Consider the following 19,539-nt stretch of genomic DNA (forward strand, 5'->3'; position numbering starts at 1 on the left):
GAAGTGCTGGAAACCCGGCTGAAGAATTCTGAAGGCCCGCCGCAGCAAGCCTTCGAGGCGATCAGCGTGGTGCACTCCAGACGCTGTTCGGATCACCATGCCGTGCCCGGCGCAGGCTCGCACGCGCCAGGGTGGCAAAACCAAAGGCCAGTGCCAGCGCCACCGCGTCCACCCAGAACAGCGGCCAGTAGCCCCGTGCCGCGCTCGCCCACGGCCAGAAGCCGGTCAGGGCGCCATGCATTACCGCTACCAGCGCGGTGCTGATCGCGGCCGCCCACAGCAGCTCACGGGCCGCCTGGTCGGGGCGACGCAGCGCCGCCCACAGGGCGCAGACGCCCCAGGTGACGAAACAGATCCAGCGGATGCCGTGGTCCACCGCCTGCGGCGCGACCTGCTCCAGGATCTGTGCGCCGACGAAGCTGGCCGAGATCGCCACGCACAACCCGATGCATACCCCCACGGTCGCGCGGGCCATGTTGATCTGCGCGCGACCTTGTTCGACCTGGCGTCGCTTGCGCCGCGATTCGATCCACAGCAGGTTGCCGGAGTAGAACAGGAAGGCGCCGCCCAGGCCGAGCAGGAAGTACAGCCACACCACTACGCCATTGCCGAATTCACCGAAATGCAGCGCATAGGCGGCACTCAGGGTGGCGTGGTTGGCATCGCGTTGGCCAGGCAACTGGCTGCTCAGCAGGCGGCCGCTGGCCGCATCCAGGCCGACCGCGCCGAGCGGCCCCAGGGTGCCGCCGGATTCGCCGGTGATCTCGATCGTGGCGTTGGCATCGCCGGCATGGGCGAGCTTGAGGAAGGCCGGCTCGAAATCAGCCACGCCCTGCGCCCGGGCCACCTCGATGGCGCGGGCATGCAGCATGCGCAGGTTGGTTTCATCGCCTGGCTGGCCGCTGGGCTCGCGTATCGGCGCGGTGTCCATCGCTGCCGGCACCGCCTGCAGCAACTTGCCGTCGAAGATCAGCGGATTGAGCGCCGCCATCTGCAGGAAGATCAGGCAGAGCAGTGCGCCGGTCACCGCGAACATCAGGTGGAAGGGCAGGCTGAGTACGCCGATCACGTTGTGCGCGTCCTGCCACATCTGCTTGAGGTTGCGGCCCGGGCGCAGCGCGAACAGATCGCCCAGCAGTCTGGGCAGGTGGATGACCAGCCCGCTGAGCAGGGCCACGCCATACAGCAGGCTGACGATGCCCATCAGGTAGGTGCCCGCGACCGGCAGGCCGAGGCTGTAATGCAGCTCGTTGACCAGCTCCGCCAGCCCGGTCTGCGGGGGCGTGACACTGCCGTCGTAATGGTCCAGCCACGCGTACAGCCAGGTGCCCTTGGCATCCTGCCAATACGCGATCGGCTGCGGGTGATCGCCACCGGGGAAGGTCATGCCGACGTGGGCACGCGCGGCCAGGTGGCGTTCGAGCACGCCATCGAGCAGGCGTTGCGCGTCGTCCAGGCTCGCGGCCGGCGTGTCCACCGCATGCGGGGTCTGCCACAGCGGCAGATCGTGGTGGAACAGGGTCAGCGCGCCGGCGTAGAACGCGACGAACAGCGCGAAGCCGGCGACCAGGCCGACCCACGTGTGCACGGTGGTGAAGGTACGCAGGGTCTGGGAACTGAACTTCATCGCATCGCTCTCATTGCACCGCGCCGGTCAGGCGCAGCAGCCACAGCAGGCCGAACCCGGCCACGGCGGTGGCACTCATCACGGCCCACGCCCGCAGCCCGGTGCGGAAGCTGAAGGCCCAGATCGCAGCCAGCATCCACAGCGGGATGAACGCGATCAGGCTGGGTACCAGCGCGTTCTGCCACGGCCCCGGCGGCAGCCAGGCGATCAGCCCGGTCGCCGCGGCGGCCACGAAGAACCCCGCCAGGACGCCGGCGCCGGCCCGTGCCCACATCAGCGTGTCACCTGCGCCGGCCGGTGCCAGGCGGCGAGCAGGGGCAGCGCGATCGCCACCAGCATCCAGCTGCACAGCATCACCACCACGCCGGTGGCGATGCCCAGATTGGCGATCCACAGCCAGAGCGCCGCCACCGCGGCGATCAGGCTGATCTGCCGGCCCAGGCGGCCGGCCCGGCGCAGGCGCGGCCAGCGGCAGTGCGGCGAGGCGGCATACAGCGCCAGCGCCGAGAACGCCGAGCCGGCCAGCGCCAGGCTGCAGAAGCCAAGCGAGGTCAGGGCGACCGTGATCATCGGGTGGCCGCCAGCGCACGCGGCAGGGCGCGGCAGGCCGGGAAGGAAGCGGGGCAGGGCATGGGGGAATCCAATCGGCAACCCTGTCCTGGTCAGGACAGTAACCCGCGCATGGTAATCATTGCCGTTTATGGGCGCCACACGTACACATTCAGGCGCCTGGGCGGGGGGGCACGCCGGCGCGCGGCGGCGCATTCATCGGCAGATTGGTTTAAGATCAGGGCATCTCTATCGAGGCAACAAGGTGGCCCGCGCCCTGCGCCGGTCTAGCGTGTGACATGAGCACTACCACCGCCCACCGCTGAACGCCCCCGACGGCCCCTGACGCAGGCGCCTTCGTGGCGCTTTTTTATTGCCTCGCCCCCGGATTCTCCAGGCCCCCTGCGGGCCACCAGACCAAAGCACTCTCATGATCGCGATCACGCTCCCCGACGGCAGCCGCCGTGAATTCGAACATCCCGTCAGTGTCATGGACGTCGCCCAGTCGATCGGCGCCGGCCTAGCCAAGGCCACCATCGCCGGTTCGGTGGATGGCGTGCTGGTCGATGCCAGTGACGTCATCGACCACGATGCCAGCCTGCGCATCATCACCGCCAAGGACGAGGAGGGCGTTGAGATCATCCGCCACTCCGCCGCCCATCTGGTTGGTCATGCGGTCAAGCAGCTGTACCCGGACGTCAAGATGGTGATCGGCCCGGTCATCGCCGAAGGCTTCTACTACGACATCTACTCCGAGCGTCCGTTCACGCCCGAGGACATGGCCGCCATCGAAAAGCGCATGGCTGAGCTGATCGCGCAGGACTACGACGTGATCAAGAAGGTTACCCCGCGTGCGGAGGTCATCGAGATCTTCAAGGCGCGTGGCGAAGACTACAAGCTGCGCCTGATCGAAGACATGTCGCCGGAGATCCAGGCGATGGGCATGTACTACCACCAGGAATACGTGGACATGTGCCGCGGCCCGCACGTGCCCAACACGCGCTTCCTGAAGGCCTTCAAGCTGACCCGCATTTCCGGCGCCTATTGGCGCGGCGACGCGCAGAACGAGCAGCTGCAGCGCGTCTACGGCACCGCCTGGGCCGACAAGAAGCAGCTCGATGCGTACATCAAGCGCATCGAAGAGGCGGAGATGCGCGACCACCGTCGCATCGGCAAGCAGCAGGACCTGTTCCACCTGCAGGAAGAGGCCCCGGGCCTGGTGTTCTGGCACCCGAAGGGCTGGGCGCTGTGGCAGGTGGTCGAGCAGTACATGCGCAAGGTGTACCGCAATACCGGCTACGGCGAAGTGCGCTGCCCGCAGATCCTGGACGTGTCGCTGTGGCAGAAGTCCGGCCATTGGGACAACTACCAGGACGCGATGTTCTTCACCGAGTCGGAGAAGCGTACCTACGCGCTCAAGCCGATGAACTGCCCGGGCCACGTGCAGGTGTTCAACCAGGGGCTGCACAGCTACCGCGATCTGCCGATCCGCTACGGTGAGTTTGGTGCCTGCCACCGCAACGAGCCCTCCGGCGCGCTGCACGGCATCCTGCGCGTGCGTGGCTTTACCCAGGACGACGGCCACGTGTTCTGCACCGAAGACCAGGTCGAGGCGGAAGTGACCGCGTTCCACCAGCAGGCGCTGGCGGTGTACCAGCACTTCGGCTTCGAGGAGATCCAGGTCAAGATCGCGCTGCGCCCCGAATCGCGCCTGGGCGATGACAGCACGTGGGACAAGGCGGAGGGCGCATTGCGCTCGGCCCTGTCCAGCTGCGGGGTGGAATGGCAGGAGCTGCCGGGCGAGGGCGCCTTCTACGGCCCAAAGATCGAGTACCACCTCAAGGATGCCATCGGCCGTACCTGGCAGTTGGGCACGATGCAGGTCGACTTCATGATGCCTGGCCGCCTTGGCGCCGAGTATGTGGACGAAAACAGCCAGAAGAAGCATCCGGTCATGCTGCACCGCGCGATCGTCGGTTCCATGGAGCGTTTCCTGGGCATCCTGATCGAGCACCATGCCGGCCAGTTCCCGGCCTGGCTGGCCCCGACCCAGGTGGTGGTGGCCAATATCACCGACGCTCAGGCTGAATACGTCAGTGAAGTCAGGAAAACCCTTGCAGATCAAGGGTTCCGCGTGAACGCCGATTTGCGCAACGAGAAGATCGGATATAAGATTCGCGAGCATACGCTGCAGCGGGTCCCGTACCTGCTGGTGGTTGGCGACCGTGAGAAGGAAAATGGCGCCGTGGCCGTGCGTACGCGCTCTGGCGAAGATCTGGGCAGCATGTCCGTCCAGGCCTTCATCGAGCGGTTGCAGGCAGAACAGTCCGTGTAAGAAAGTCCCGGCCCTGCGGATGCTCCGCGATGGGCCGGTTTGATTCCTCTGGGAGATTGCAATATCAGTACCCCTGACAACAAACAGAACCGCAAGAATCAGGAAATCCGGGTGCCGCGCGTCCGCGTGATCGGCAGCGACGGAGAAATGATTGGTGTGTTGACGCGTGACGAAGCGCTGTCGATGGCCGAAGACGAAGGTCTGGACCTGGTCGAGATTCAGCCGCAGGCTGATCCGCCGGTGTGCAAGATCATGGACTTCGGCAAGTTCAAGTTCGAAGCGCAGAAGAAGGCCAACGAGGCCAAGAAGAAGACCAAGCAGGTCGAGATCAAGGAAGTGAAGTTCCGCCCGGTCACCGATGAAGGTGATTACCAGATCAAGCTGCGCAAGATGCGCGGGTTCCTGGAAGAGGGCGACAAGATCAAGGTCAACATCCGCTTCCGTGGCCGTGAAATGAGCCATCAGGAACTGGGTCGCGAGATGGCCAGCCGGATCGAGGGTGATCTGGGCGAAGACATCGTGATCGAGTCCCGTCCGCGCCTTGAAGGCCGGCAGATGGTGATGATGATCGCGCCGAAGAAGAAGTAACCGGCCATCGGGCCTGGCCCGAACCGGCGGGAAGTAGAGCCGACCGTTGGTCGGCTGGACAGCCCACCGCGGCAAAGGTAGAGCCGACCGTTGGTCGGCTGCCCAGCCCCGGCCGCACTTCTCCGTGCACCACGCAGCGGGCGCCCATCGGCGCCTTCTGTCGTTTCCCGCGCGCGGCCTGGCGTCACGCCGGGCTCGCGCCCGTTCCGTTCAGGTTCGGCCGCGCCGCGGTAAACACCCGCCCAATCAAGCGTTTGCAACTGTCCGTATACACGGGCATAATGGGCGGCCCCGTTTTGCGGGGGTGCTGTTTTGAACGGTTTCCCGCCCCACAAAGGCACGCTGTTCCAACGGCAAACAGGACCGGCCTGGTTCCCATCGGGGATCCCGGGCTTACAAGCAGGCAAGGGCACGGACGGAAAGTGTGGCAATGCCACCGCCCTGGTCAGTGACAAAACATCATCAAGGACATAGCAATGCCCAAGATCAAGACCAACCGGGCGGCGGCCAAGCGTTTCCGCAAGACCGCCTCCGGCAAGTTCAAGGCTGGCCACGCCAACCGCAGCCACATCCTCACGAAGAAGTCGACCAAGCGGAAGCGCAATCTGCGTCAGACGAACCATGTTCGTGCAGAAGACGCAGGCCGTTTGAACCGTATGCTTCCCTACCTCTGAGGACTGACCCATGGCACGAGTAAAGCGTGGCGTACAGGCGCGTCGCCGCCACAAGAAAATTCTGACCCTGGCGAAGGGTTACTACAACGCTCGCCGCAAGGTCTTCCGCGTTGCCAAGCAGGCCGTGATCAAGGCACAGCAGTACGCCTACATCGGCCGTAAGCAGAAGAAGCGCAATTTCCGTTCGCTGTGGATCACCCGCATCAACGCGGCTGCCCGCATCAACGGCCTGAGCTACAGCCGTTTCATGAACGGCCTGCTCAAGTCCGGCATCACCCTGGACCGTAAGGTTCTGGCTGACATCGCCGTGCACGACGCAGCTGGTTTTGCTGCACTGGCCGAAAAGGCCAAGGGCGCACTGGCGGCATAAGTCCATTCCCCTGCCGTTGCCGTTCACGCGCAACGGCTGTGGGTAAGGCAAATGCATGGGGAAGGGCGCAAGTCCTTCCCCATTCTTTTTTGTGTTGGCGGTGGCCCTCCCGGTGCCATCGATCGACAGCGCTGGCGACGGGGGGTCGGCCCGACGCGCATCGCGATGGCATACCGACGCGAGGCTCCGGCTATCCATGAGTGACATCCAATCCCTGACCACGCAGGCACTGGCCGACGTGGCCGCTGCCCAGAGCCCCGACGCGCTGGAAGCCCTGCGCGTGGCCCTGCTGGGCAAGAACGGCAGCATCACCGCCCAGCTCAAGCAGCTTGGTGGCCTGCCGGCCGATGAGCGCAAAGCCGCCGGCGAAGCCATCAACCGTGCCCGTGACGCGCTGACCAGCGCGCTGGGTGATCGCAAGACCGTGCTGGAAGACGCTGCGCTGGACGCGCGCCTGGCCGCCGAAGCGATCGACATCACCCTGCCGGGCCGTCGCGAAGAGCGCGGTGGCCTGCACCCGGTGACCCGTACCCTGGAGCGCATCACCGAGATCTTCGGCCGCCTGGGTTACGAGCTCTCCGAAGGCCCGGAAATCGAAGATGACTGGCACAACTTCGAAGCGCTGAACTTCCCGCCGCACCACCCGGCGCGCGCGATGCACGACACTTTCTATTTCGGCGATGGCCGCCTGCTGCGCACGCATACCTCCGGTGTGCAGGTGCGCTACATGGGCGAGCACGCTCCGCCGCTGCGCATGATCGCGGCCGGCAAGGTGTACCGCAGCGACAGCGACCAGACCCATTCGCCGATGTTCCACCAGGTCGAAGGCCTGCTGGTCGACGAGCACTCCACGTTCGCCGATCTGAAGGGCACGCTGTCCGAGTTCGTGCGCGCGTTCTTCGAGCGCGATTTCGAGATGCGTTTCCGTCCCAGCTACTTCCCCTTCGTGGAACCCGGCGCGGAAGTGGACATCGCCTGGCAGCAGCCTGACGGCAGCACCCGCTGGCTGGAAGTGCTTGGCTGCGGCATGGTCCACCCGAACGTGCTGCGCAGCGTCGGCATCGATCCGGAGCGCTATACCGGCTTCGCCTTCGGCCTGGGCGTGGAGCGCTTTGCGATGCTGCGTTACGGCGTCAACGACCTGCGCGCGTTCTTCGAAAACGACGTGCGGTTCCTGAAGCAGTTCGCGTAACAGCGTAACCGCCGGGCAGCCCCCGGCGCTACGTCGCACCACCATTCATCACGGCCCAGGCGCCTGCGCCGGGCCCACCAGGGTGACACCATGAAATTCTCTGAAAACTGGCTGCGCAGCCACGTCCCGACCACCGTCTCGCGCGATGAACTCAGCGCGGTGCTGACCGCGATCGGTCTGGAAGTGGAAGAGGTCGATGCGCTGGGCGATGGCCTGCAGCATGTGGTCGTGGCGAAGATCATTTCCGCCGAACGCCATCCCGAAGCCGACCGCCTGCAGATCTGCCAGGTCGATGCGGGGCAGGGCGAGCACCTGCAGATCGTATGCGGTGCGCCGAACGCGCGCCCGGGCCTGGTCGCACCGCTGGCAATGGTGGGCGCCCAGATCGGTGATCTGAAGATCAAGCCGGCCAAGCTGCGTGGCGTGGAATCCAACGGCATGCTGTGCTCGGCCAAGGAGCTGGGCCTGGACACCGATGCGTCCGGCCTGTTCGAACTGCCCGACGATGCGCCCGTCGGCCAGACCCTGGTCGAGTACCTCGGCCTGCCCGACGCCAGCATCGAGATCAAGCTGACCCCGAACCGCGCCGACTGCTTCAGCATCCGCGGCATCGCCTTCGACGTGGCCGCTGCGTGCGCCAGTGAAGTGGTGCCGTTCGACGCTGCGCCGGTGGCCGCCGTGGGCACGCGTGAACTGTCCATCCAGCTGGACGCTGGCGCCGAAGCACCGCGTTACGTTGGTCGCGTGATCGAGGGCGTCAACGCCCGTGCCGCGACCCCGCTGTGGATGGCCGAGCGCCTGCGCCGCAGTGGGGTGCGCCCGGTGTCGCTGCTGGTGGACGTCACCCAGTACGTGATGCTCGAGCTCGGCCAGCCGATGCATGCCTTCGATCTGGGCACCCTGCAGGGCAGCATCGGCGTGCGTCGTTCGCGTGCGGGTGAGACCCTGAAGCTGCTCGATGGTCGCGACGCCGCGCTGGACGACAGCTTCCTGCTGGTCACCGATGCCGACCGCCCGATCGCGCTGGCCGGCCTGATGGGCGGCTTCGATACGCGCGTCACCGACGACACCACCAACGTGTTCCTGGAGGCCGCGCACTTCGCGCCCGCCGCGATCATGGGCCGTGGCCGCAAGCTGGGCCTGCACACCGATGCCGGCCACCGCTTCGAGCGCGGTGTCGACCCGGTGCTGCCGCGCGCGGCGATCGAGTACGCCACCCGCCTGATTTTGGACCTGGCCGGCGGCACCCCCGCGCCGGTCACCGAGGCCGTGCGCGACGCCGACCTGCCGGCGACCGCCACCATCGGCCTGCGCCGCGCCCGTATCGCGCGCGTGCTGGGCATCCAGATCGCCGATGCCGATGTGGAGCGCATCCTGCGCGCGCTGGGCATGGACGTGGCCCCGACCGCTGATGGCTGGCAGGTCACCGCGCCGAGCCGCCGTTTCGATATCGCCATCGAAGAAGACTTGATCGAAGAGCTGGCCCGTATCCACGGGTACGAGCAGATTCCGACCACGCTGCCGGGCGGTGCCTCGCGCATCGCCATGCCGACCGAGACCCGCCTGGACGACCTGAGCGTGCGCCGCCAGCTGGTGGCCCGTGACCTGCAGGAAACCATCAATTACGCCTTCGTCGATGCCGCGCTGCTCGCGCAGTGGCAGCTGAGCGAGGGTCTGGTCGCGCTGGCCAATCCGCTGTCGGCCGAACTGGCGGTGATGCGCCCGTCGCTGCTGCCGGGCCTGGTCGCCACCCTGGGCCGCAACGCCGCCCGCCAGCTGGGCCGCGTGCGCCTGTTCGAACTGGGGCGCGTGTTCCACCAGCAGGCTGGCGAGGGCCAGCCCGCGCCGCTGGAAACCCAGCGCGTGGCTGCCGCGATCTGTGGCGATGCCGACACCCAGCAATGGGGCCTGCCGACCCGCAAGGTCGACTTCCATGACCTCAAGGGCGACCTGGAATCGCTGGCTGGTGCCAGCGGCGCCGAGCTCGAGTTCAGGCCCTCGCAGCGTCCGTACGGCCACCCGGCACGCTCGGCCGAGGTCTACCGTGACGGCGTGAGCCTGGGCTGGATCGGCCAGATCCATCCGCGGCTGGCCAAGGCCATGGATATCGACGTGGACGTGGTCGCCTTCGAGCTGGACCTGGCCCCGCTGGCCGCCCGCGCCCTGCCGCGCGCCACCGACCTGTCGCGCTTCCCGTCGATGCGCCGCGATCTGGCCTTCCTGGTGCCCGAGGCCGCCGCCTGGGCCGACCTGGAAGCGACCCTGCGCCGGGCTGCCGGCCCGCTGCTGCGCGAGGTCACGCTGTTCGACCGGTACGTCGGCCAGGGGGTCGAGCCGGGCTTCAAGAGTCTCGCTATGGGCTTGATTTTGCAGGACAAGTCGCGCACTCTGACGGACCGCGACGTGGATGCGGTGGTGGCCGAGGCGGTCTCTGCCATGGAGCGTGAACATCACGCCCGGATCCGCGGTTGAGCGGGAAGCATGGGGGATAGCAGGCAATGGCATTGACCAAGGCGGAGATGGCCGAGAAGCTGTTCGACGAAGTCGGTCTGAACAAGCGCGAAGCCAAGGAATTTGTCGACGCGTTCTTCGATGTGCTGCGTGAAGCATTGGAACAGGGACGTCAGGTGAAGCTGTCCGGCTTCGGGAATTTCGACCTGCGGCGCAAGAACCAGCGCCCGGGTCGCAACCCCAAGACCGGTGAGGAAATTCCGATTTCCGCCCGTACGGTGGTCACCTTCCGTCCGGGCCAGAAGCTCAAGGAAAGGGTAGAGGCATATGCTGGATCCGGGCAGTAACCGAGAACTTCCGCCGATACCGGCCAAGCGCTACTTCACCATCGGTGAGGTCAGCGAACTGTGCGACGTCAAGCCGCACGTGCTGCGCTACTGGGAAACCGAATTCCCCAGCCTGGAGCCGGCCAAGCGCCGCGGCAACCGCCGCTACTACCAGCGCCACGACGTGCTGATGGTCCGCCAGATCCGCGGCCTGCTCTACGAGCAGGGCTACACCATCGGCGGTGCGCGCCTGCGCCTGGAAGGTGCCGATGCGCGCGAGGAATCGGCGCTGAGCAACCAGATCATCAAGCAGACGCGGATGGAACTGGAAGAAGTGCTTCAATTGCTGCGCCGCTGAACCATTTTTCACGCAAACCCGTTATACTCGTCGGCCCGCTGAGAGGCGGGGACATTGCCAGCATCATCGGGGCGTAGCGCAGCCTGGTAGCGCATCTGCCTGGGGGGCAGAGGGTCGTCGGTTCAAATCCGGCCGTCCCGACCAATGTTGGTGATTCGATCAAAGGCTTGTGCAGCGATGCGCAGGCCTTTTTTCTTTGTGGGCTGCTTACCCGCGGCGGTGCTCACGGCTCAGCGAATGTACCCGGACCGCAAGATCACCTCATCCACCGCCGCCACATCGTCGTACCGCAGCTCGATCAACGTGGCGATCGCCTTGGCTTTGTCCGGTTGTGCCGCGTAGTACGCGCTGGCGATGCGATACCCCACGTAATAACCCAGATCACTGACGCCGAAACGGTTGGCGCTGCTGTTGTACAGCCAGTCGCGGTAGTCGTTGCCGCGACGGTCCGCCTGGAACTGCCGCTTGAGCTCGGCCTCGTGCGTCGGTCCATACACGTACAGCGGCAGGTCGGGCTTCTTTCCGGTGACCCGTTCGGCCACCAGTTCCGCCACGCCCTCACGCAGCGCGTACTGCGCCAAGGTGTCGCCGGCCTCGATCTGCTGGGTGTGGATGTACTCGTGGATGTTGTTCTGGCCGTTGTTGTGGAATGGCTGGGAGGCATAGAACGTGCGCAGTCGCGTCTGCAACGGCTGGGGAAGTTCGGACACGTCCACGGTGTCATCGCCCAGGGCGAGTTCGGCGCCGATCAATACCTTGTCGTCCAACGTGGTGCCGCCGGTGCGCAGCACGCCGATCGCATAGGTGATGCTGGCCGGGCGCAATGCCGGATACAGGCGTTTCAACGTGGCAAGGTCAGCTTCCAGCCCGGTGGTCGCAGCGAAGGCCCGGTGGGTCAGCGGGCGCACAGACGCCCAGTAGCGCGGCCAGGCATCGATCGCGGCCACGTACTGCCCGGCGGTATAGGCGCGGGCCTGCATCAAGGCATGCAGGCCGGGCGTGCCCCTGTCGATGTAGAGCAACTGGATGAGCTGCTGTCTGCGCGCTGGGTCTGGTTCGCTGCGGATCGCATCGTGGGCGATCCAGAAGTTCTCGATGTCGGCGGTGACCACCTGCGCCGAGCCGTGTTGCTCGGCCGCGGCCGAGCCCAGCGGCAGTAGGCCAGCGATGAGCAGCGTCGGGAGTATCCGCATCCATGGCTTCATGTCGTTCCTCGTCCGGTGGCTGTCCCACCGTTGGATGCCGGCAGCGGCCAGAAGGTTTAGAGCCGTCGCCTCACTGAGCGTGCAACGGCAACGGCCGGTCGATCACCACATCCTTCATCACCAGGGTCGAGGTCAGCCGCTGCACGCCGGGCAGGGCGGAAAGGTGTTCGTCGTAAAGCTGCCGGAACGCGGCCAGGTCGCGGGTGATGACGTGCAGCAGGTAGTCCGGATCGCCGAACAGGCGCTGCGCCTGCAGGACCTGGGGCACCTCGGCGACAGCCTGCTCGAAAGCGTCCACGGCGTGGCGGTCGCCGTCGCGCAGGGTGATGAACACCAGCGCCGAGAACTTCAGGCCCAGCGCGGCGGGATCGAGCTCGGCGCGGTAGCCCCGGATCGCGCCGGACTGTTCCAGCGCCCGCACGCGACGGTGGCAGGGCGAGACGCTCAGGCCGATGCGCTCGGCCAGTTCGGTCACGGTGAGGCGGCCGTCCTTCTGCAGCTCGGCAAGAATCCGCTGGTCGGTGATGTCCATGCGCAAGAGTTTCCTCCTGAGTGGCCGTGCCGGGCAAGTATTTGGAAGCACATTCCAAAGGAGCGGGAATATTCTTCTGTCTGGCACACGGATCGCGGCAAGACCGCCCTTTGGACCCCATGCAACCCAGCGTCATTGCCGCCTTCTGGGCGGTCTCGATCCTCTTCGTGCTCACCCCCGGCGCGGATTGGGCGCACGCGATCGCTGCCGGCCTGCGCGGGCGCGCGGTAGTGCCGGCGGTGGCCGGGTTGTTGTCCGGTCACCTGCTGGCGATCGGGCTGGTCGCTGCGGGCGTCGGCGCGCTGTTCGCCCAGGCACCGGTCGCGCTGCACGTACTGACCGTCCTGGGCGCGCTGTATCTGCTGTGGCTGGGCATCGGGCTGCTGCGCCATCCGCCGGTCGCCGCCGCCGAAGCGGGGCAGGCCGTGGCGGGCTGGCGCCACTGGGCGGTCAAGGGCGCCTGCGTGAGCGGGCTCAATCCCAAGGTGCTGTTGCTGTTCCTGGCGCTGCTGCCCCAGTTCATTTCCGCCAGCGCGGCATGGGCGATGCCTGTGCAGATCCTCGCGCTGGGCATGGTGCATCTGGTCAGCTGCGCGGCGGTCTATCTGGCCGTCGGGTATGGCGCCGGTGCCGTGCTGCGCACCCGCCCCCGTGCATCACGCGTGGTCGGCCGCATCTCGGGCGCCGCGATGATCCTGATCGCGGTGCTCTTGCTGAGCGGAACCGGCACACTCTGACCCCACGTTGTTCCCCACCAGGATCCTTCGCATGACCGAACAGCTCCATCCCTACGCGACCCCGGGCAGTGCCCCGGTCCCGGCCCCGCGCGTGCGTATCCCGCATCTGCAGCAGATGAAGGAGCGCGGCGAGAAGTGGGCGATGCTCACCGCCTACGACATGTATACCGCGGCGATCTTCGAAGACGCCGGCATTCCGGTGCTGCTGATCGGCGATTCGGCGTCCAACAACGTGTTCGGCAACGACTCGCTGCTGCCGGTCACGGTCGATGAGCTGATGCCGCTGGTGCGCGCGGTGAGCCGCTGCACGCGCCGGCCGCTGGTGATCGCCGATCTGCCGTTCGGTTCCTACCAGGCCTCGCCGGAGCAGTGCTTCCATACCGCCGTCCGTTTCATGAAGGAAGGCGGGGCGCATGCTGTCAAGCTGGAGGGCGGCATCGAGATGGTGCCGCAGGTACGCAAACTGGTCAGCTGTGGCATTCCGGTAATGGCGCACATTGGCTTCACGCCGCAGTCGGAGCATCAGCTGGGTGGCTTCCGCGTGCAGGGGCGGGGCGACGATGGCGCGCGCCTGATCGAGGAAGCGCGTGCGCTGGAGGCGGCAGGTGCGTTCGCCGTGCTGATGGAGATGGTGCCCGGCGCGGTTGCCGCCCAGATCACCGCGGCGCTGAAGATCCCCACCGTCGGCATCGGGGCGGGCAGCGACTGCGATGCACAGGTGCTGGTCTGGCAGGACATGGCCGGGCTGCGCACCGGCAAGCTGCCGCGCTTCGTGAAGCAGTACGCGGACATGCACGGGCTGCTGCAGAAGGCGGCACGTGAGTTCGCGGCTGAGGTGGGGGCAGGCACGTTCCCCGGCCCGGAACACACGTTCTGATCGACAGGCGTATCGCCTGAGGCGCGTGCCCACCCCGCCCAATGCCGCCGGTCAGCATCCGGTGCTGGATCATCTGGAGCTGATCGTGGGCGCGCAGGGCGATGCGCAGGGGCTGAGCATGCACACGCGGGTGTTCGGGGCTGGCGATTGGACCGGGCAGGGCGCGTGGCGCTCGGTGTCCTGGGTGCTGCCGGTGCCCGCACGCGGCGGGTTCGTCCGTGCCCGGGGCAGCAGTACTGCCGAGCGCTCGCCACTGCCCGATGTGCCGGGTGAGGATCCCTGGCCTGCCCCCGCATGCGACGAAGAATGGGCGGGTAGGGGCCATCGGGGTAGAGTGACTGCTCAACCCCATGGACGAGGAAAGAGAAAAAGATGGCGGTGCGCACCTTGCTAGCGGCGGATCTGGAACAGGCCAGCCGCATCTGTATGGCGGCCTTCATGGGATCGGTGGCCGATTCACTGACCCCAGTGGGTATCGAGACGTTTTCCCGCATCGCTTCGGTGGAAGGATTCCGTACGCGGATGTCGCACGACAACCTCATGCTGGTGTTCGAACAGCAGGACCGTATCGTCGGTGTGGCGGAGCTCAAGGAGGGCCGCCACGTGGCGATGTTGTTCGTGGACCCTGCCGCTCAGCAGCAGGGCATAGGCAAGGCGCTGATGGCCGCCATGATCGATCACGCACGCGTGGATGTGCTGAGTGTCAGCGCTTCGCTGTCGTCGGTGCCGGCGTATGAGCGCTATGGCTTTGCGTGCGCAGGCGAGGCGGCCGAATCCTCCGGCCTGAGGTATCAGCCGATGAACATGCAGCTCATGGCCCGCCCCTGACTTCACACCGTTCAGCCGACGCGTTCACGAAGGTGAGACAGCCCAGTGGCTACGGTGGAGTCCTGTCATTCAACCCGATTCGGGGAAAGGATCATCATGATCAAGTGGGCCATCATTTTTGCTGTCATCGGCCTGATCGCCGGCGCCCTCGGTTTTGCGGGCATCGGTGGCGCCGCCATCGGCATTGCCAAGTTCCTGTTCTGGGCGGGCATCATCATCGCCGTCGTGCTGTTCGTACTGGGCATGACCATCGCCAAGAAGGTGACCTGACCGGGCGCGCGCCTGCGCCAACGGTCAGGAACGAAGGCCTGCGCGATTTCGCGCAGGCCTTTTCATTGGTGGCTCTCGTTCCAGCGCACGCAGCTCACTGGAAATACACCGATACCCCCAGCCCGGCCTGCGTGTCCGGGCTGTCCTCATCCAGGCCCACGTCGAACGAGGCATCCAGCTGGACTGTCGGGGTCACCATCCAGGTGATGCCAGCCCCCGCTATTCCGGTCGAAGGCTCACCGTCGCTATCGGTGAAGCCCGCCTCCAGATAGGTGCTGATGGTATCGGTGGCGGCAAAGCTCAGGCTGGGTGCCCAGGTCACGCTGTCCTCGCTGCCACCGCGGGTGACATTGGCGTACAGCGCGCCGGTCCAGTGATCGTTGAACGCGTACTCGTAGCTCGCACCCAGCGCGTACTGCGTGGCGCCTTCGCTGAAGTCGCGCGAGCCGGTGGCGAAGGTGGTACTGGCCAACTGCGCCACGGCGTGCGTGTCCGAGGGCAGGGGCAGGGCGAACTTCAGGCCGACGCCCACATCACCGGCACCGCTGCTGCGCTCGGCGGGGGCATTGCGCGGTGCCACGCGCAGATGGTTCCAGGGCGAGGTGAAGGCCTGCAGTTCCACATGGCTGGCCAACCCGATACGGAGGTTGATGTCGGCACTGTACTGCGTGCTCAGCACCCCCCCGTCGTCGCGGTCGCGGCTGAAAGCGGGCAGCCCCGCCTCGAGCGCGACGCCACCGCGGGGCAGGGTCGAGGCGGCAAAGCCCATGCCGGGGCGATCGAAGGCCAGGTCCGGCGGCGCGTCCTGCTGCGCGTGCACCGCACCGGAGAACAGCAGGGAAACCAGCAGGGCCCAACACCGCATGCGCACGCTCCAGGCCGGCCGATACCGGCATCAGGCGCAGTCAGCCTGCCCCTTGGCCAGAATGTAGCACGGTGATTTCGGCGGTCATGTGCAGGTGTCGGCGACACCCGCCCGAAGGGCGGTGTGCGATGTCGCTCAGCGCGCCGGCCGGGTCATGGCGATGAGGGCATCACGCACGCGCTCGGTCGCCGCGTCCGGCGTGGCGTCACAACCGAGCACGCAGGCGCGGAGCAGGAAGCCATCGGCGGCATGCCGCGCGGCGGTCAGCCGCGCATCACCACGGTCCAGCGGATGGTCGCGCAGGACCGCATCGAGCCACGCACGCCGTGCGGTGATCCAGTCGCTGTCGACGTGGTGCGGCCGGCACTGCGCACTGATGGTGCGCCCGATATCGAACAGCTCGGCGATGTAGGCACGCGAGAACCGGCCATGGGCCTGGCTGTCACGGTCCATGCGCTGCTGGATCGCGCGGTGGAGATTGGCCACGATCGCATGCGCGGCCAGGTCATCATTGGCTGCTCGCAGCAGCAGGGTATCGGTTGCGTTGTGCATTCGCGCCTCCAGGACACCGGTGGGGGAAAAACGTGGGTTCAGCCGCGTGGCAGCGCCGGACCGCCCTGCCGCAGCAGCGTGTCCAGCAGCGCGACGACGCGTTCGCCCTGGCCTTGGCAGGCCAGTTCGAACGTGGTCTGCCCGTCGAGCGCGGGCAGGGGGGAATGCAGAATCCATTCAAGAACGGCGGCGCGGTCCGGTTCGATCTGCAAGGCCAGATCCGCGACACGACGTACGATTCCCTGACGCATGATCAGAATCCGTAACTGAGGGAGAGGGCGGCGGTGTCCATGTGATCGCCACGGGTCATCGGGCTGTCGCGCACGGCATCGGCCAGCGACGTGCGACGGATCGATGCGGTCGCGGTCCAGCGGGGGCCCAGCGGCATCACCGCGGCGATGTCCATGTATGGCGACACGCCGCTGCCGGCCGAGTAATGCGCCAGGCCACTGCGGGCCGCTTCGCGCTGGCTCACGCCGAAGTAGTAGTCGTTGAGATCGGCGCTGGTGTAGGTCACCCCCACCGCAGGCATGAAGGTCACGCGGCCGGCGGGAACCGGGTAGGCGTATCGGGCATCGGCCGAGAAGCCGCCCCCGTGCCCGGTCACTTCGGCCTGCGCGTTGGCCTGCAGCACGCCCCAGTCGGCCTGGTGGCGCCAGGACACGCCCAGCATCCCGGACAGGCTGCGGTTGTCCAGCTGGCGCAGCTGCGGGTCATGACTGTCCCGGCGTTTGAAGCGCATCACGTACGGCGAGGCGGTGAGTGCCAGTTCGGACTGCGCGGTCTGGTGGAGGCGATAGCCCACGCTGCCACCGCGGAAGAAGAACGAGCGGCCTTCCCAGCTGACGATCGGGGCGGCCAGGCGGTCGGTGTCATAGCCGGCGTACGGGGCCTTGAGGGCGACAACGGCGATGCCGACGCTTCCTTTCCTGCCCGCTTCGGGGGCATCGGCGGCCTGGGCGCCGGTGGCGGTCAACGCAGTGCCCAGGGCCAGGCCAAGCAGAGCGGAAGAAGGACGCGAAAAGCGGAAACGGACGTGCATGGACCTGCCGAAGGGGAACAACCGGAGCCTCATGGTGGGCGCCCTACATTGTCGGAACGTTACGTCGGCCTGCGCGGTACCATCGCCTCCTTCGTACCCCGCAGGCACCGCTCCCATGCGCCTTCTTCTCCTGGAAGATGATCCGGAAATGGCCAGCGCGATCCAGGTCAGCCTGGCGCGCCATGGCATGGTGGTCGACGTGGTCGGCTCGATGGCCCAGGCCGATGAAGCGCTCAAGGCCGGCGTACACCAGATCCTCCTGCTGGACCGCCAGCTCCCCGATGGCGATGGCGCCAGTTTCGTCCAGGTCGCCCGTGAGCGGGTGCCGAACCTGCCGGTGATCATGCTGACCGCGCGCGCTTCGGTGGCCGACCGGGTCACCGGGCTGGATGTCGGTGCCGATGATTACCTGACCAAGCCCTTCGCCGTGGAAGAACTGCTCGCACGGATCCGCGCGATCTCCCGGCGCCCCTCGCAGATCACCCTGCCGGTGTTGTCACTGGGCCGGCTGCAGTTCGATTTCGTGGCGCGCGAGGCACGCGTTTGCGATGTGCTGCTGGCATTGCCGCGGCGGCAGCTGCTGGTGCTCGAAGCGCTGGCGCTGCGCCAGGGGCGCACGGTGGGCCGCGCTTCGTTGCTGGAGGCCGTGTACGGTTTTGACGATGCCATCCAGTCCAACGCGCTGGATGCGCATGTCTCCAAGCTGCGCAAGGCGCTGCTGGAAGCCGATGCCGGCGTGGAGATCCATGTCATGCGCGGCATCGGATACCTGCTCAAGGACACGCCGTGAGACTGCTCAAACCCGATTCCCTGGCCTTCAACCTGGTCTGGAAGGTGTGCCTGATCCAGGCGGCGACCATCGCGCTGGCGTTGAGTGCGATGGTGCTGACCTACGGCGACCGTCGCTCGGCCTACATCGACTGGAAGACCAGTGACCAGATCGCATCGGCGATCTCCGTTGGCGCCCAGGGGCTGGAGGCGGATCCACCGAAGGTCGCCCTGGCCGTGCCGCGCCCGCCGGCCACGTTCTGGTTCGCCGCCGCCGACGAACGCGGCCGGCGGCTGGTGCATGGCGAGGTGCCCGTGCAGTACCGCCCGTTGGTCGCGCGGCTGGATCACATCGAGCAGACCGATATCCGCACCCGCATCAATGCCGATGCGCTTGCCGTGCGCGTGGTGGTCGTGGATCGGCCCGAAGGGCGATTGCACGTGGCGGTGGGCGGCATTCCCGAACGCAGCATCGTGCGGCAGCTGCTGTTGATCTTCCGCTATCTGGGGGGCTGGATCGCATTGCCGGTGCTGGTGATCACGCTGGTGGTGGCGCCGTGGGTGATCCACCGCGCGCTGCGCGGGGTCAACCGCGTGGCAGCGCAGGCGGCCGCGATCCAGGTCAACGAGCGTGGCAGCGGCCTGGATACGCGTGCGGTACCGCTGGAGATCTACCCGCTGGTGGATGCGTTCAACGCGGCGGTGCGCCGCATCGGTGAAAGCTACGACGCCCAGGACCGCTTCCTCGCCGGCGCTGCGCATGAGCTGCGCATGCCGATCGCGATTCTGGCCACGCGGCTGGCCGATCTCCCGCCCGGCGAGGCACGCTCGCGCCTGCAGCTGGACCTGAGCCGCCTGAGCAACATCGCCGAGCAGCTGCTGGATCTGCAGCGGCTGGACCGCCACGGCAGCCAGTCGCAGCGCATCGACCTCTCCGCACTGACCCGTGAGGTTGCCGCCGACGTGGCGCCGCTGGTCGTGAATGCCGGTTACGGCTTCTCGGTGGACGCCCCCGACCAGCCGATCTGGGTCCGCGGCGATCCACATGCACTGCACCGTGTCATCGCCAGCCTCCTGCAGAACGCCATCGCCCACGGCGGTGGCCGCGGCATGATCGCGGTGGCGCTGCACGATGACGGCAGCCTGTCGGTCAGCGATGAAGGCCCTGGTGTGCCCGAGGCCGAGCGGCTGTCCGTGTTCGAGCCGTTCCATCGGTTGCGGCCCAGCGGCAGCGGCAGCGGGCTGGGCCTGCATCTCGCGCGTGAGATCGTGCTGCGGCATGCCGGCACCATCGCCGTGGACAGCGCCCCCGGTGGTGGCGCGCGGTTCCTGGTGGTGCTGCCGGTGGATCCGCGGCCGGTGCTGGCAGCGACCCCGGCATGACCAATGGCAG

The 19,539-nt window shown here is 66.8% G+C and carries 23 protein-coding genes and 1 tRNA gene; 15 read left to right on the plus strand and 9 right to left on the minus strand.

What is annotated here, in order from left to right; all coding sequences use genetic code 11:
* Positions 1–61: 61 nt before the first annotated feature.
* Genes POS15_RS03080 through POS15_RS03090 form a run of 3 tightly spaced genes read right to left on the minus strand, consistent with a single transcriptional unit; the run spans position 62 to position 2,197 of the window.
* Entirely contained in the window at positions 62–1,627 is a 1,566-nt protein-coding gene (locus POS15_RS03080; RefSeq protein WP_019182700.1) for a PepSY-associated TM helix domain-containing protein, read from the minus strand.
* 10 nt (positions 1,628–1,637) lie between these two features.
* On the minus strand, positions 1,638–1,901 hold the full coding sequence (locus tag POS15_RS03085; RefSeq protein ID WP_019182701.1) for a hypothetical protein: 264 nt from the start codon (positions 1,899–1,901) through the stop codon (positions 1,638–1,640).
* The gene (locus POS15_RS03090; protein ID WP_046273234.1) at positions 1,901–2,197 is read right to left on the minus strand and encodes a hypothetical protein; all 297 of its coding nucleotides are present in this window, start codon (positions 2,195–2,197) and stop codon (positions 1,901–1,903) included. Before POS15_RS03090 ends, POS15_RS03085 begins: the two co-directional genes overlap by 1 nt.
* A 409-nt stretch (positions 2,198–2,606) precedes the next feature.
* Here POS15_RS03090 and thrS point away from each other — a divergent pair, with 409 nt between their 5' ends.
* The 9 genes from thrS to POS15_RS03135 all read left to right on the plus strand — a co-directional run bounded on the left by thrS (position 2,607) and on the right by POS15_RS03135 (position 10,614).
* The gene (gene thrS, locus POS15_RS03095; protein ID WP_019182703.1) at positions 2,607–4,511 is read left to right on the plus strand and encodes a threonine--tRNA ligase; all 1,905 of its coding nucleotides are present in this window, start codon (positions 2,607–2,609) and stop codon (positions 4,509–4,511) included.
* A gap of 48 nt (positions 4,512–4,559) precedes the next feature.
* Positions 4,560–5,099: a translation initiation factor IF-3 gene (gene infC, locus POS15_RS03100; RefSeq protein ID WP_172838068.1), complete on the plus strand. Its 540-nt coding sequence runs from the start codon at positions 4,560–4,562 to the stop codon at positions 5,097–5,099.
* A gap of 476 nt (positions 5,100–5,575) precedes the next feature.
* Positions 5,576–5,773: a 50S ribosomal protein L35 gene (rpmI, locus tag POS15_RS03105; protein ID WP_017355265.1), complete on the plus strand. Its 198-nt coding sequence runs from the start codon at positions 5,576–5,578 to the stop codon at positions 5,771–5,773.
* A gap of 10 nt (positions 5,774–5,783) precedes the next feature.
* On the plus strand, positions 5,784–6,143 hold the full coding sequence (rplT, locus tag POS15_RS03110) for a 50S ribosomal protein L20 (RefSeq protein WP_017355264.1): 360 nt from the start codon (positions 5,784–5,786) through the stop codon (positions 6,141–6,143).
* A gap of 196 nt (positions 6,144–6,339) precedes the next feature.
* On the plus strand, positions 6,340–7,335 hold the full coding sequence (locus POS15_RS03115) for a phenylalanine--tRNA ligase subunit alpha (RefSeq protein WP_019182705.1): 996 nt from the start codon (positions 6,340–6,342) through the stop codon (positions 7,333–7,335).
* A 90-nt stretch (positions 7,336–7,425) separates the two neighbouring features.
* A complete protein-coding gene (gene pheT, locus POS15_RS03120; RefSeq protein WP_019182706.1) occupies positions 7,426–9,807 on the plus strand; it encodes a phenylalanine--tRNA ligase subunit beta in 2,382 nt (793 codons plus the stop codon).
* A gap of 26 nt (positions 9,808–9,833) precedes the next feature.
* Positions 9,834–10,133: an integration host factor subunit alpha gene (locus tag POS15_RS03125; RefSeq protein ID WP_005410432.1), complete on the plus strand. Its 300-nt coding sequence runs from the start codon at positions 9,834–9,836 to the stop codon at positions 10,131–10,133.
* Positions 10,114–10,470 carry a MerR family transcriptional regulator gene (locus POS15_RS03130; RefSeq protein WP_019182707.1) on the plus strand — a complete coding sequence of 119 codons (357 nt, stop codon included), beginning with the start codon at positions 10,114–10,116 and terminating at the stop codon, positions 10,468–10,470. The genes POS15_RS03125 and POS15_RS03130 overlap by 20 nt, the downstream gene beginning before the upstream one ends.
* Positions 10,471–10,537: 67 nt before the next feature.
* Positions 10,538–10,614: transfer RNA gene (locus tag POS15_RS03135), tRNA-Pro, on the plus strand.
* A gap of 86 nt (positions 10,615–10,700) precedes the next feature.
* Here the strand turns inward: POS15_RS03135 and POS15_RS03140 are convergent.
* Complete coding sequence (locus POS15_RS03140) at positions 10,701–11,663, minus strand: hypothetical protein (protein ID WP_019182768.1); 963 nt, start codon at positions 11,661–11,663, stop codon at positions 10,701–10,703.
* Positions 11,664–11,745: 82 nt separating this feature from the next.
* On the minus strand, positions 11,746–12,207 hold the full coding sequence (locus tag POS15_RS03145) for an Lrp/AsnC family transcriptional regulator (protein ID WP_026069711.1): 462 nt from the start codon (positions 12,205–12,207) through the stop codon (positions 11,746–11,748).
* A gap of 119 nt (positions 12,208–12,326) precedes the next feature.
* Between POS15_RS03145 and POS15_RS03150 the strand changes: the two genes are divergently transcribed.
* The 4 genes from POS15_RS03150 to POS15_RS03165 all read left to right on the plus strand — a co-directional run bounded on the left by POS15_RS03150 (position 12,327) and on the right by POS15_RS03165 (position 14,919).
* Positions 12,327–12,944, plus strand: a complete 618-nt coding sequence (locus tag POS15_RS03150; RefSeq protein ID WP_019182770.1) for a LysE family translocator — start codon at positions 12,327–12,329, stop codon at positions 12,942–12,944.
* A gap of 31 nt (positions 12,945–12,975) precedes the next feature.
* Positions 12,976–13,821 (plus strand): 3-methyl-2-oxobutanoate hydroxymethyltransferase, encoded by an 846-nt coding sequence (gene panB, locus POS15_RS03155; RefSeq protein ID WP_019182771.1) that lies wholly within the window; start codon positions 12,976–12,978, stop codon positions 13,819–13,821.
* A gap of 372 nt (positions 13,822–14,193) precedes the next feature.
* Positions 14,194–14,649 (plus strand): GNAT family N-acetyltransferase, encoded by a 456-nt coding sequence (locus POS15_RS03160; protein ID WP_046273232.1) that lies wholly within the window; start codon positions 14,194–14,196, stop codon positions 14,647–14,649.
* A gap of 96 nt (positions 14,650–14,745) precedes the next feature.
* Complete coding sequence (locus POS15_RS03165; protein WP_019182774.1) at positions 14,746–14,919, plus strand: DUF1328 family protein; 174 nt, start codon at positions 14,746–14,748, stop codon at positions 14,917–14,919.
* A 94-nt stretch (positions 14,920–15,013) separates the two neighbouring features.
* Here the strand turns inward: POS15_RS03165 and POS15_RS03170 are convergent, their stop codons facing one another.
* The 4 genes from POS15_RS03170 to POS15_RS03185 all read right to left on the minus strand — a co-directional run bounded on the left by POS15_RS03170 (position 15,014) and on the right by POS15_RS03185 (position 17,378).
* Positions 15,014–15,784: a transporter gene (locus POS15_RS03170; protein ID WP_284128934.1), complete on the minus strand. Its 771-nt coding sequence runs from the start codon at positions 15,782–15,784 to the stop codon at positions 15,014–15,016.
* Positions 15,785–15,919: 135 nt separating this feature from the next.
* Positions 15,920–16,336: a hypothetical protein gene (locus tag POS15_RS03175; RefSeq protein WP_284128935.1), complete on the minus strand. Its 417-nt coding sequence runs from the start codon at positions 16,334–16,336 to the stop codon at positions 15,920–15,922.
* Between the two features lie 38 nt (positions 16,337–16,374).
* Positions 16,375–16,587: a hypothetical protein gene (locus tag POS15_RS03180; protein ID WP_046273230.1), complete on the minus strand. Its 213-nt coding sequence runs from the start codon at positions 16,585–16,587 to the stop codon at positions 16,375–16,377.
* A 2-nt stretch (positions 16,588–16,589) separates the two neighbouring features.
* A complete protein-coding gene (locus tag POS15_RS03185) occupies positions 16,590–17,378 on the minus strand; it encodes a MipA/OmpV family protein (protein WP_019182778.1) in 789 nt (262 codons plus the stop codon).
* 115 nt (positions 17,379–17,493) lie between these two features.
* Here POS15_RS03185 and POS15_RS03190 point away from each other — a divergent pair, with 115 nt between their 5' ends.
* The gene (locus tag POS15_RS03190) at positions 17,494–18,168 is read left to right on the plus strand and encodes a response regulator transcription factor (protein ID WP_019182779.1); all 675 of its coding nucleotides are present in this window, start codon (positions 17,494–17,496) and stop codon (positions 18,166–18,168) included.
* Positions 18,165–19,529 (plus strand): HAMP domain-containing sensor histidine kinase, encoded by a 1,365-nt coding sequence (locus POS15_RS03195; RefSeq protein ID WP_284128936.1) that lies wholly within the window; start codon positions 18,165–18,167, stop codon positions 19,527–19,529. Before POS15_RS03190 ends, POS15_RS03195 begins: the two co-directional genes overlap by 4 nt.
* Positions 19,530–19,539: the final 10 nt, after the last annotated feature.

Source organism: Stenotrophomonas sp. BIO128-Bstrain, assembly GCF_030128875.1.
Lineage (GTDB): Bacteria > Pseudomonadota > Gammaproteobacteria > Xanthomonadales > Xanthomonadaceae > Stenotrophomonas > Stenotrophomonas bentonitica_A.